We start from the raw sequence: 13,241 nt of genomic DNA on the forward strand, positions 1-13,241 counted from the left end.
CAATGTCTATTTCACGGACCCTTCATCCAAAGGTCTTCTCAATATGCTTGAAAAATCATGGGTGAGAGGAAGAACACCGGGCAATGGCACCTTCTATATTATATCTGGATTCTCAAACTTTAATGGAGGAGTACGTTTTTATGATGTTTTCGAAGATCATATTAAAGCTGGCGGAGAATGTATTGTTTTTCTTGGTGGTAGCACTTCTCAAAGATTGTCGAGTCAACAAGTAGTGGAAAAACTTCTTGAAGTGGGTTGTAAGGTTTATTTGATCAACAGGAAGAGGCTACTTCATGCAAAATGTTATGGACATAGTTACAACAATAGCCAATCGTTGATTGTCACTTCAGGCAATTTTACAGGACCAGGAATGTCCCAGAACATTGAGGCATCATTAATGATCGAAGATGAAGAAATAACGAAAACTGGATTTCAATGGAACAATGTCATTGCCAATTTTTTCAAACAGAAATGGGATATTTATGAACCGGATCTAGCTGACAGGACTCTGCCAGCCTGGAAGCTATTGTATGACGAAATTGGTGGTGCCATAAAAATTGAAGATGAGCAGGAAGTTACACTTCTTGTAACATTAAGTCATGCCGATACTGCACGAATTCAAGCTAATCCTGGTGAAAAAGCTGGACTTGGGTCACAATATTTTTGGTTAAGTAAAGATTCATACGACTTTTTTCCTGCCTTAACCATTCGAAACAAACTAGGAATCAAGGCCACGTATTCAACTCTGGTAAACATGAATTATGTGGATTTAGGGATAGTTGATGACAAATGCCGAGTGACCTTTGAAGCTGAGAATAATCTAGATTTTAGATTAGGCACAGGAAAATTAAGATATACCAAGATTGCAGAAGAAGGAGATTTAGCTGCAATAACCAGGGTTGGTGAAAACGATTATGAATTAAGAATTATAAAAAAGGAGACAGATGATTTCTCCAATCTAGAACCTCACGCCATAAATTTCATAGGTCACCAAGGGAAAAAGTTTGGCTACTTATCAAACTCAGAATTTATGAAGGCTCTGAAATAGGTAGTTCTGATTGCGTTAACTTACTGTTGAACAAAACAAGATTGACTAAAAATGTTCCTTAAAATCCTGAATATCATTCATCTTTGAGTATTTCCGTTTACACCCAACGGTTTAGTAATTAAATTGCTATGGGAACAAAATGAGGTTTGCTTTTACCACTATACGCTTATAGTAAAATCTCATGATTCAATAGGAGCTTACTATTTAATCCTAATCGAAATACATTCAATTCCAAAATGTTCTCTAAATTCAGGCCCGCTGAAATCATCTAATTCCCTCTTCTTTTTATTTTTTGATAATATCCTTCCAAAGATTTCTACCCTATTATTTATCATATAAGTTGCCCTAGTTTTACGAATAAATTTTCTTTTTAGTATTGTAGAGACAAATACATCAATTGTAGTGTCATCCACGGCATAATTCAATGCAGAAATTCCAAGAGTCAGGTCATCTTCGCTGATTTGCAAAAGATTGCTCAATTCCTTTTCGAAAACCTTTTGCAACTGATTCAACGTACCCCCTTTTTCAAAAATACCGACGTCATCTAAATGACTTGCAAATATGAGAGCATTTGTGCAATCCTTCACTTCCTTTAATACATCAAGAGGTTTAATATTATCATCAACTATTTCAAAAAACATATTTACAAAAAGAAAATCCTCCTGACTTGGCACTGGGTAAAGTTCAATTTTATCCGTTGAAATTCTAACAAAATCTCCAATTTCAAGATTGCTATATTGATAATTTTCCGTTTCAACTTTTTTTACATTTTCGAGAATCTCTTCCAGCATAATGAATTTTAAAGAGGGTAACAATATTGTGGTTTCAACATTGTTTGTACCTATCTCTGCTTCAAATTCAGTGCTTAAATCAGCAAATAGAGCTTTAACAAAATTCCCAAGACCAATCGTTGTTTTGTTATTAATATTTTTTTGGACTTCACGAATTTTTTCAGTTGTTACACCTGTTTGTTTAATTTGAGACCAAAGGTCATCAATAGCTTCTACGTCTAAATAAGTATGGATATATGGACTCATAGTGTTTGATTTATTTCATACCAATGGTAGCGGCTAGAACTACACAACAAAACTAGCTGTTAACTATTTTTTGTAAGTGTTTATTTTTTCTTGTGACGAATTTCGCTTCTTCTAATACTCCGCTTATAAGTAGCTATTTTACGTCTCCTCCTCAATTTACCACCTCTATAAAACGAGGATTGTTTTTCTCTTTCTTCTTTTATCTCAGAGAATTTTTTTTCACTTGTCTCTTTAGTTTCTGTGACTTTTTTTGAGCTACTTTTTTTCTTTTTTTCTGGTACTTTTTTTCCTTTCATAAAATTATCAATGTTAGGAATGTAAATGCAGATACACTTCCGAGAAGCAGGCATATCGAAGCAATAACAAGATACCTACTTCTTTTGAAATTTACCGTAGCATTAATTTCAGTTGCCACTAGTAAATCAGCTGTCCTATTTTTGATGAAAATTTCATCTATAACATTATCATCAAATTCTGAAGTTAATTTTTCAATGAAAGTAGGATACTCGTAAGAATAAATTTTCAAAGTAAAAATTGTGAAAAAGAGCGCAAAAAAAATAAAAGAGTATGTTGCTATTAAAAAATATTTGGCAAAAACAGATTCTGATCCCATTAAAACTTCGGAGATGTCTTTAATCTTAAATAAAAGCGCCGTTAAAATGAAAGAACAGATTGATAAATAAATTTTTGCTTTATTATCCAATTTATCAATTATATCTGCTTCTTCACGATAAATGTTATAAACGTATTGATATTGCTTTTCTGTTATCATTATCTTTTTTTAATTCCCTAGAACTTCTTTATATGCTTGACTTTTTTAACATAGATTCCAATTACTGTTGTCTTCTCAAACTTTTGTATAGGCCCTACTAAAAACTAATATGTCCTTAAATCATCTAATCGTTCCAATAGTACTGAGACAGTCAAACTACCTCGTACAAATCCGACACATAAAATACGGATTTTGGTTGGTTTTTCTTACTAATTTCTTATAGGGAGGATAAATACTTTACCCTTGTGTCAAAGTAGAACATTCAGACACCCAAGATTTGGAAACAAAAAAGAAATGTTCAGAAAACTTTTCAAATACATTTTGTTGTAATAGCCTACGAAAAGATTAAAAAGTCCATTTCAAAAAATGAATCACTCAAATACACATATATAACTCAAAATAGGTGACTTGACTTCTTTTGAAACTAAAGATCTATTCTGGATTAAAATTCATCATTTTTAATGTTAAAAAGGTTAAAATTTGTTAAAAGGTGAGCAATTCGGTGCCTCTTGATTTTGACCCTTTCGGAAGTCCTGAAAAATGGGCTTTTTAAGTAAAAAGTTCGAGTCCCGTCCAGACCGCAAAAAGCTCCGATTTCTCGGAGCTTTTTTGGTTTTTAATATTCTGTAAATTCCACTCTTTCCTATTTCTGTAAGAAAACTGTAACTTGATTCCTTATTAAGCTCAAATGGAGGACAATCCAATAGAAACGCACAGGGAGTTTATCATAGAGGTGTTCAACCGGTACAGCCCAATCAGTGAGGCATCCATTTCCTTATTGATTTCAATGGGGAAGATCCAGCATCTGGACAAAGGCTCCACATTACTTTCCATTGGGGAAACATCGAGGCATATCCACATTCTGTACCAAGGGGCCATTGTTTCCTATTATTTGAACAAGGAGGGCGATATGTACCATAAGAACATTTTCTTGGAGGGCAACATTGTGGGTTCCATGGTCTCAGCCCTAAAAAATGAACCCTCCCATTTTGCGCTTGAGGTGGTTGAAAAGTCAACCCTCATCAGTTTTGACTACAGAAAATATAGAGAACTGATAGACTCCCAATCGGACCTCAAGAATTTTTACGTTTCCTACCTTGAAAAGAACTGGGTCATCGATAAAGAAAAAAGGGAAGTCGAAATTGTATTGAAAGAGGCCAAGGAGCGTTATCTTGACTTTATAACCCTTCACCCAAACATTGAAGCCCGGATTCCACTACAATTTATCGCTTCGCATTTGGGCATCACCCCTACCCAATTGAGCCGTATTCGAAAAAAAATCAAAGAAAAAAGCTCCAATCAACATATGTAAAGACAAAAGTCCGTTTCCTTACGGACCTTTGTCCCATGAAATTAATCGTACTTTATGTTTTGGCCTTCACAGGCGGTATTTTTCTTGCCGTTCAGGCTGGTTTCAATACCCAATTGGGGGCTTTGGCCAAACACCCCGTCGTGGCGGTGGTATCCACCTCTATTGCCAGTGCTATTTTCGGGAGTTGTTTTATATTATTTACAAACAAAGGAAATGTATCAGTCCAGATAGTACATCAGATACCTTGGTATTTGTGGTTTGTGGGCGGGTTGTTCAGTATGATCGGTATTTCGCTGTATTTCTATACCATCCCCAAATTGGGAATTTCCAAAATGATTGCTTTGGGACTATGCGGACAACTGCTCTTTTCCCTTTTGGCGGGTAAGTTTGGTTGGCTGAACCTTCCTATTGAACCCATTACACCCAAAAAATTAATTGGCGTTTTTGCCATGATCACAGGAATATTTTTAATCAATTCAAAATGAACACCACAGTATTAAATATTGACAACTTAACCCAATTGTGGAGCCTTGCAGGGGAAACGTTTCATGGTTACCACAACCATGAAGGCATCCACACCTCAACCATAGAAAATTCACAGTGGCCCAATCGGATTTGGACCAATGCCGTCCTTTCCGAAAAATCGCTACAAAAAATTGAGGCTCAAATGAAGAGCAACAAGGGTATGACCTTTTCAAACTTCAACTTGGATTCCACAAAGAATGCATCAATAGCTGAAGCGGGCTTTTCCCTTAAATCCATACAATACGGAATGAGCCTTCCGCTCGATACAGCGTTTGAAACCCAGAGAAAAATTGAATTGGTCCGTGTAGCCCATGATTTGGAAGCAGATCTATGGAGTAACATTTTTTTTAAGGCCTTCAATTATAAGATAAGCGCGGAAACCATCCTAAAAACCGCCACTGATATTCCCTTTTTCTTGGTCTATCATGAAGAAGAACCAGTTGGCACCGTTATTATGTACACTACTGGAACTATCTTGGGAGTACACGCTCTGGGCATTGATCCCGACCACCGCAAACAAGGCTATGCCACTGAAATTATGCGCCATGTTTTGAATATGGGCCTTGCCCAAGGAGCATCAATGGCAGCTTTACAGGCCTCAGGAATGGCCAAGAACATGTATCTAAAAATGGGATTTTCCCATGATTTTTTAATGGAAAACTACCAATTGACAACACAAAACAACTGATATGCGATCTAGTATAACACCTAAAACCACAGGAATGGAATTCATCAAAAAACAAGAATGGCGGTATGCCACCAAAAAGTTCGACCCTCACCAAAAAGTATCTGAAGAAAATCTTGAAATCATAAAACGGGCCGTGCAGCTGTCCACATCCTCATATGGACTGCAACTGTACAAAGTATTGATCATAGAAGACCCCAAGACCCGTAAAAAATTGCTACCAGCATCATGGAACCAGAGTCAGATCGTGGATGCCTCACACCTATTTGTTTTCTGCAATTATGCTGAAGTGAAACCACATCATATTGATCAATATCTAGACCTTACGGCAAAAACAAGGCAACTCAATATGGAAGACCTGAAGGGTTATGGAGATTTCATGAAGTTGAAAATTGGGGAGCAATCCAACGAGAACCAAGCTTCCTGGACCAAACATCAGACCTATTTGGCCTTGGGTAACTTACTGGCTGTGTGTGCCGACCTTCAAATTGATGCCTGTCCCATGGAAGGCTTTGAGGCCGAAAAATACAATGAGATATTGGGATTGACCGAAAAAGGCCTTAATGCTTCCTTAGTGGCCCCCATTGGCTATAGAAGTCCGGAGGACAACACGCAGAACTTGCCAAAGGTGAGAAAACCCTTAGAACTCCTATTTGAATCCATTTAAATTCTTGAAAGCAGAAATTAAAAGGCCCATAACTATGTTATGGGCCTTTTATGGTTATAAATAGAATCCTATTCTTAGTAGTGATACCTCACAAAAGCTTCCATGGCAGCATAACTTGCCAATCCCAAAGACTGGTATTTTTGTGCAGTTTCTTTGTTCCTATCTTCAGCTCTTACCCAAAACTCCCTTAGGTCTTCTCCTTGGAACATAACTCCGTCTTTTTGGGTCTGGTGATAAAAAATGGCTTTTCGCTTTCTTAATACCTGCGCAGGGCTCATGGGCACAGCCATCTCAATCTCATGGATTTCCCACTCATGCCATGCGCCACGGTACAACCATACCCAGCAATCTTTCATAAAAGATTTGCTTTTTAACTGCCCCAATGAAGCAAATAAGGCTTCAAGGCATACCCGGTGTGTGCCATGGGGGTCTGCCAAATCGCCCGCTGCATAAATTTGATGGGGTTTTACCTTTTCGATAATATCGTTCATGATATTGATATCCTCTTCTCCTAATGGTTTTTTACGGATTGCTCCGGTTTCGTAAAAGGGAAGATCCAAAAAGTGTACCTGGCTGTCTGGGATTCCCATATAACGGGTAGCACCATAACTTTCACTTCTCCTGATATTGCCTTTGATCTTTCTTACCAATTCTGAATCAAAGTCTTCCTCGGTTTTACCATTCAGGTCTTCAATGACTTTTGAGAATATATCTGTTTTGGTAATAGAGTTGGCCACTTCGGCTATCTTCAATGCTTCATGGTCTGCTACGGCAATGTTCCCTGAAGTTTGATAAGCAATATGCACCTCATGTCCTTGGGAAACCAAGCGATCAAAAGTACCTCCCATTGAAATTACATCATCATCCGGGTGCGGACTGAATATGATCACACGTTTCTTTTCCGGTGTAGCCCGTTCTGGACGGTTGGTGTCATCCGCATTGGGTTTACCACCTGGCCATCCGGTAATGGTATGTTGCAAACGGTTAAAGGTCCTAATATTGATTTCGTAAGAGGATTGTTCCGTACTCAACAAATCGGACATTCCAGAATCATTGTAATCCTTATCCGTTAGTTGCAATACAGGTTTTTCTTTTTGCAAGCTGAGCCAAACCACTGCTTTATGGGTAAGATCTTTGGTCCAGTCACAAGTGCGTACCAACCAAGGTGTATCTATACGTGTAAGGTGCGCTGCAGCCTCTTTATCCAATACAAAGGTAGCATTGGAGTGTTCCTGAAGATATGTTGCGGGCACTTCGGAGCTTATCTCCCCTTCAATGGTTTCCCGAACAATCTCTGATTTGTTCTGACCCCAAGCCAAAAGAACAATCCGCTTTGCTTTTCTAATGGTACCAATCCCCATGGTAACCGCTTTTCTAGGCACATTTTCAAGGCCTTTGAAAGCGGGAGCCGCATCCACACGGGTAATGTGGTCCAAGGTAATGTCCCGGGTAGCAGAATTAAAGTGAGATCCCGGTTCGTTAAAACCAATATGCCCGGTTCGGCCTATCCCCAATAATTGAAAGTCCAATCCTCCAGCCTTTTCAATCTGGCTTTCATAACTGCGACAATATTTTTGTAGTTTATCAGGTGATACGGTACCATCTGGGATGTTCACGTTTGCCGGATCTATATCCACGTGATCGAACAAATGCTGGTGCATAAAGTAATGGTAGCTTTGAATATTGTTCCGTTCCATGGGATAATATTCATCCAAATTGAAGGTTACCACATTTTTAAAACTAAGTCCCTCTTCTTTGTGCATACGCACCAACTCTTCATAGACTTTTATGGGTGATGACCCCGTTGCCAATCCCAATACACATTTTTTGCCTGCTTCCTGCTTTTTCCGAATCAGCTTTGCAATTTCCTTGGCCACTTCGAACGAACCTGTTTTGGAATCGTTGAAAATAACATTGTGGATTTTCTCAAAGCGGGTATCTTCAAATTGACCCGCAGGTTGGTATTGGATTGATTTTGGTTCTATGGCTACTTCCATAACAGTTGCTTATAGTGTTAATTGACAAAGATACTTCAATTTTTCCCCAAGTCCTTATCAAAACAAGGTGAAATAGGTTATGATAATGCTATGTTTTTATGCCATTTGTTGTATCTGAAATTCTTAAGTTTATCTTGATTAAAGTTAACCTCAAAATCACACAAGGGTCATCTTTCGACCTCTGATCTGACTATTTTGGGTTCATCTCAAAAACTTGCAATGGTCCATCATTGTTTGCCACAATTACAAAATTGCGGCCCAATATTTTCATTGCCGTCATTTTTCTGGCATCGGCATTATTAAAGAATCCGCTTTCATTTCCCATCAGTGCTTTAAAAGTCCCTTGGCCATCTCCCAACAATAGAGCACCGGTACCGGCATCGTTTCTTGGGGTTTCAATTTCCGAAACAAAAAGGTTCCCTACTACCAATGCATCCAGATTACCGTCTTCATTAAAATCCTTGACCAAAATATCATTGATGTTGGACAACTGGGCCATTCTGGGCAGTTGATGTATCTTAAAGTCACCATTCCCCAAATTTTCAACATAAGAGGAAGCAAAAGTACTTGCTGTATAGTGCAATGCGCTTTTTAGATTTTGATTTCCATATACCTCATCCAATTCCAAAGCGGCAAATACATTGTACTTCTTAAATTTTTCCTTGAGCATGGGCACCTGCTCTGACGAACAAGAAAATCCCCGCAAGGGATAATGCTTGTCGTCATTGTAGTATCCTAAAACTATGTCATACTTCTCATTGCCATCAAAATCATTATAATAGATGTCAAAGGGTTTTTCCTTGGAAGTTTTGTACTTGTAGTTGAGCCCTAAGTTTCCGGCAATGTAATCCATGTCACCATCATGATCAAAATCACCCTGCTCAATACTAAACCACCACCCTGAAGATTCCATTAAACCATTTGCGGTAACTTTACTCAAATGACCATTTTCGTTGTTAAAGATTGTAATGGGCATCCACTCGCCGACGAGGGTAAGGTCCAAATCCCCATCAGCATCATAATCACTCCAAACCGCATCGGTCACCATACCAGTATTTTCCAATTCAGGAGCCATTTGTTTGGTCACGTTCACCAATTGGCCATTATTGTTCTGAAGAAGCATACTACTGGCAGGTAATGGATATTGATGAGGCCAAAGCCTACCTCCCACAAAAAGATCTATATCCCCATCCATGTCATAATCGGAAGCTTTCACCACAGATCCGCTATCCCTTCCAATGTTGGGGATTGCCGCTTTTGAAAAATTTCCCTTGCCATCATTCATGTAAAGGCGATCTACATAGCGAAAATCGTTCACTGGATATTCATTGCCTCCACTTACCACATATAAATCCAAATGCCCATCACCATTGATATCAACAAAAAGTGCATCGACATCTTCAAAAGGCTTTTCCTTATCCCAAAGTGTTTCGTTGCTTTTTATAAAGTTTCCATTGCTTTGTTGGACAAATAAATTTGCAGGAAGCCCTGTGGCACCACCCACAAAGACATCATCCAAACCATCTCCATTTACATCTCCCTTGGCCAGAGAAGGGCCAAACTGGGACATTTTATGGGGCAACAGCACTTGTATATCATAATCATCAAACTTGTTTTCTTCGTGCTGATATTGCAATCCCACTATCTCACTTCCATCACTAAAGATTGGTACTTTTTCCTTATCTTTTATTGTATATGGTTTTCCTTCATCCATAGAAAGCTCCAATACTGAATTGGCCTTAACGTTGTACAAGAGAGTTTTGGTGCCATTGGGCCATAGAACTGAAACACTGTCCACCTGGGCATGATTACCTACTCCAAAATGAGCATAGGGTTCACTGGTGGAGTAAATCCCCCTCACATTGGTTGTTTCCCCCAATTGGGATTCATTACCCAAATACACATTGACCTTGGCCCCAAAAACCGACTTATGGTCTTTGTCCTTTAACTTAATCCTGATGTAATTGGAGTTGCCCAATGACTCTGAATTGTTTCGATACACAAATGCTATTTCATTGATATTGTTGACCACCAAATCCAAGTCCCCATCATTATCAAAATCGGCGTATGCCGCTCCATTGGAAAAGGACTCTTGGTCCAAGCCCCATTCCTCCCTGACTTTTTCAAACTGTAAGTTTCCATTGTTTTTAAAAGCGTAGTTTTTTAGAGGTTGTGATGGAATTGGTTCAAGCGCCTTTTTAAGGTCGATAATATCAAAGATTGAGGCTAGATTTCCTCCATCAGGATGATTTTTAATCCAATCTGCCCTTGTCTTTGCAATATATTCCGCTACTTTTTTATCTGCATCTGTGTTCCGTATTTCGCGTAGCAGACCATTGGTAACAAAGGCGTCTTTTAGACCATCATTATCGAAATCGGCAATAAGGTTTGACCAGCTCCAATCGGTTGCCTCCATTCCCGTTATCTGTGCCACATCGCTGAATGTTCCATTCCCATTGTTCAGCTGAAGACTGTTGTACATGTATTGATAGTAACCACCATCGTTATACACATCCCAAAAAGAGTTGCGATCCATGCCGCTCATATTGGATTTCAGTCTATAATTGTCTTCAGAAACCATGTCCACCACAAAGATGTCCAAAAGGTTGTCGTTATTGATATCTGCAATATCCACTCCCATACTGAAGTATGAGATATGGTTCATGGCATTTTCTAGAGCATTTGTGAACGTACCATCTTGGTTATTGATGAACAAAAAGTCCGGGGCATAGAAATCATTGGCCACATAAAGATCAGTCCATCCATCATTGTTTACATCACCTGCACAAACTCCATTTGGAAATCCAACCATATCCAAACCCGCAGAAGTAGTAACATCCTCAAATTTATCATCTCCAAGGTTCCGATAGAATTTAAGATTGTATTGCTCTTGCAAGAGTGTTGTTCCCTTATAATCGGATAAACTGCCGGGATTGGGCGGCTGGATCAAAAGAAAAAGGTCTAACCATCCATCTTTGTCATAATCCAAAAAAGTGGCATGTCTGGTTCGTTGGTCATTGTCCACGCCAAACTTTTTGGCACTCTCCTCAAAAGTACCATCCCCTTGGTTGATATAAAGAAGATTGGTACGCCATTTTGGTTTATCATCATAGAGTTCTCGGCTTACATAGATATCCAAATGTCCATCATTGTTTACATCTGCAACGGTAACACCTGTGGACCAGCCACCGTCATCCTTTATTCCAGATTGCTCCGTGACATTCTTAAACTTTAAATTTCCTTGGTTAAGGTAAAGTTTGTCTGGAACCATGTTTCCAGCAAAATACAGGTCTTGGAGGCCATCATTGTTAAAATCCCCAACCCCCACACCAGCACCTCCATAAAAATTGGCATAGCGAAGAATATTGTGCTCTTTAAGATCTCTTACCTCGTTAGAAAAAGATATTCCCGTGTATTCGGAATCCATCAATGTAAAACGAGGCGAATCTTTCTTTTCCTGTGCAATGGCCACCCAAAAAGGGATAGCTGCCAGAGTCACCGTAAAAAACTGGCAAAGAGATAGCTTTAGCATTGATCAAATGAATTTATTTCATTGAAAATATAGCAAAAATAAAGGGAAGTTTCCTTCCCTTTATCAACTACTAACTCAGCTTAAAATTAACTTGAAAATTAAACTTAAAGTTTATAAAAACTACTGATTGGTTCCTACTGAGCATCCCACCAAACACGAGTGGTCAAGACGTCTGGTCCTTGACGTGAAATAGCCTCGTTATAGTTTTCAGGGTTGTTTACCTGCTCACTTTCCGAATAGGTCAACCTTCTTGGGATGGTACCATTGGTAACATTACCAGGATAGTTCACGGGAACCAAAACTGGGAAACCAGTTCTTCTCCAGTTGGAGAATGATTCGTACTCATTCAAGAAAGTAGCGGCCCAATACTGTGTATTGATTTGCTCCAAGGCATTACCAGCATCATAAGGGTTATTAGCCAAATAGTCATCAATGTCGGCAGAGGCAATTTCACCTCCAGGTCCGTACATGGCCAACATTTCCATAGCAGCCCTAACGCCATTGTTGTAATGGGTTTCGGCATCACCAGCAAGTCCCCATCTTACATTGGCCTCAGCCAACATAAACTCAACTTCGGCATAGGTTTGGAAGAACATTGGAGCATCAACTCCTGTAATCAACAACCTATTAGGCTCTGAATATGCTTGAACATTGGTTTCTCCTGTAAGATCTTCCAACAATCCAGCATCCAATCCATTAGGAAGTCCTTTTTGCGCTGCAGGATCTAAACGCTCAGCATCAGTCCTTTCTGTATCATCACCAACACTTAGAGGCAAGGATCCCAAAACGGTCAGTCTAGGATCACCGTTGTTGATCATAAAATCAACAAATGTCTTACTTAGACGTGGATTTCCATCAGCAAGGAAAACTTCTCCGTTTCCATTTTGGTTGATTCCCTCTGGACCATTGGAATGAGGCACATAAAAAATATCTGCGTTAGACTCCATAACCCCACCATTGATAGCTTTGGTTACCCAAGCTTGGGCACCGGCAGGATCTACTTTGATCAAACGGAATCCCAATCGTAACATTAGGGAATTTGCCAAACGCTTCCATTTGCCTTGATCCCCATTATAAATTACATCTGCCGAACCAAAACCAGAAGTTCCAGAACCTAAGGCAGCAGCAGACTCTTCCAATTCTTTTAGCATGTCTGCATAAATTTCACTCTGCGGATCGTATTTAGGCTGTACAATCTGTCCAATTACAGCCTTACCTGCTTCGCTGTAAGGGATGTCTCCGTATAGGTCTGTCAATCTGGAAAAAGCAAAAACTCGCAAAATACGTGTAATGGCTTTCATTTCATCAGGACTACTTTCGGTATCCAATTGAAGCAACATATCTTCAACTTGCTTCACTACCCCAGTATAATATCTGTCCATTAGTGAGGAAGCATATCCTCTGTTCCAAGTATACTTATCACCACTCCAGTACCCAGCCGTTGTAGCAATGTGCTGCATCATGGTGGATTGGTATATTAAGTTGGCCCTCCAGTTGTCATAACGCTCACTGGACGCCAACAATATTGCCGCGGTAAGCTTATTGGCAACATTTACCTGGACCGGTTTCGTTGGATTAACGTTAACGTCTTCAAAGCCCTCGTCACATGCGCCGAGCAAGAAGACAAACAATATGATATAAATTGATCTTTTCATAATTCTTTTTT

11 protein-coding genes are annotated in these 13,241 nt (G+C 39.2%); 5 read left to right on the forward strand and 6 right to left on the reverse strand.

Going from position 1 to position 13,241, the window contains the following annotated elements:
• Window positions 1-43 precede the first annotated feature (43 nt).
• Window positions 44-1,048 (forward strand): phospholipase D-like domain-containing protein, encoded by a 1,005-nt coding sequence (locus ACP14V_RS14575; RefSeq protein WP_272608727.1) that lies wholly within the window; start codon window positions 44-46, stop codon window positions 1,046-1,048.
• Between the two features lie 200 nt (window positions 1,049-1,248).
• Here ACP14V_RS14575 and ACP14V_RS14580 read toward each other — a convergent pair whose 3' ends face one another.
• From ACP14V_RS14580 to ACP14V_RS14590, 3 genes are all read right to left on the reverse strand, one after another.
• A complete protein-coding gene (locus tag ACP14V_RS14580) occupies window positions 1,249-2,085 on the reverse strand; it encodes a DUF6414 family protein (protein WP_272608728.1) in 837 nt (278 codons plus the stop codon).
• 80 nt (window positions 2,086-2,165) lie between these two features.
• Window positions 2,166-2,381, reverse strand: a complete 216-nt coding sequence (locus ACP14V_RS14585) for a hypothetical protein (RefSeq protein ID WP_272608729.1) — start codon at window positions 2,379-2,381, stop codon at window positions 2,166-2,168.
• Window positions 2,378-2,857, reverse strand: a complete 480-nt coding sequence (locus ACP14V_RS14590) for a hypothetical protein (RefSeq protein WP_272608730.1) — start codon at window positions 2,855-2,857, stop codon at window positions 2,378-2,380. The genes ACP14V_RS14585 and ACP14V_RS14590 overlap by 4 nt, the downstream gene beginning before the upstream one ends.
• A gap of 688 nt (window positions 2,858-3,545) precedes the next feature.
• Between ACP14V_RS14590 and ACP14V_RS14595 the strand changes: the two genes are divergently transcribed.
• The 4 genes from ACP14V_RS14595 to ACP14V_RS14610 are packed head-to-tail and all read left to right on the forward strand — an operon-like array spanning window position 3,546 to window position 6,046.
• Window positions 3,546-4,169 (forward strand): Crp/Fnr family transcriptional regulator, encoded by a 624-nt coding sequence (locus ACP14V_RS14595; RefSeq protein ID WP_272608731.1) that lies wholly within the window; start codon window positions 3,546-3,548, stop codon window positions 4,167-4,169.
• A 35-nt stretch (window positions 4,170-4,204) separates the two neighbouring features.
• Window positions 4,205-4,654 carry a DMT family transporter gene (locus ACP14V_RS14600; RefSeq protein WP_272608732.1) on the forward strand — a complete coding sequence of 150 codons (450 nt, stop codon included), beginning with the start codon at window positions 4,205-4,207 and terminating at the stop codon, window positions 4,652-4,654.
• Complete coding sequence (locus ACP14V_RS14605; protein WP_272608733.1) at window positions 4,651-5,382, forward strand: GNAT family N-acetyltransferase; 732 nt, start codon at window positions 4,651-4,653, stop codon at window positions 5,380-5,382. The genes ACP14V_RS14600 and ACP14V_RS14605 overlap by 4 nt, the downstream gene beginning before the upstream one ends.
• 1 nt (window position 5,383) lies before the next feature.
• A complete protein-coding gene (locus ACP14V_RS14610; protein WP_272608734.1) occupies window positions 5,384-6,046 on the forward strand; it encodes an NAD(P)H-dependent oxidoreductase in 663 nt (220 codons plus the stop codon).
• Between the two features lie 74 nt (window positions 6,047-6,120).
• Here the strand turns inward: ACP14V_RS14610 and nagB are convergent, their stop codons facing one another.
• From nagB to ACP14V_RS14625, 3 genes are all read right to left on the reverse strand, one after another.
• On the reverse strand, window positions 6,121-8,043 hold the full coding sequence (nagB, locus tag ACP14V_RS14615) for a glucosamine-6-phosphate deaminase (RefSeq protein ID WP_272608735.1): 1,923 nt from the start codon (window positions 8,041-8,043) through the stop codon (window positions 6,121-6,123).
• A 190-nt stretch (window positions 8,044-8,233) separates the two neighbouring features.
• Window positions 8,234-11,575 carry a VCBS repeat-containing protein gene (locus ACP14V_RS14620; protein WP_272608736.1) on the reverse strand — a complete coding sequence of 1,114 codons (3,342 nt, stop codon included), beginning with the start codon at window positions 11,573-11,575 and terminating at the stop codon, window positions 8,234-8,236.
• Between the two features lie 134 nt (window positions 11,576-11,709).
• The gene (locus ACP14V_RS14625; protein ID WP_272608737.1) at window positions 11,710-13,230 is read right to left on the reverse strand and encodes a SusD/RagB family nutrient-binding outer membrane lipoprotein; all 1,521 of its coding nucleotides are present in this window, start codon (window positions 13,228-13,230) and stop codon (window positions 11,710-11,712) included.
• Window positions 13,231-13,241: the final 11 nt, after the last annotated feature.

Origin of the sequence: Flagellimonas alvinocaridis (assembly GCF_965248585.1) — a bacterium.
In the GTDB taxonomy this organism is placed as follows: Bacteria; Bacteroidota; Bacteroidia; order Flavobacteriales; family Flavobacteriaceae; genus Flagellimonas; species Flagellimonas alvinocaridis.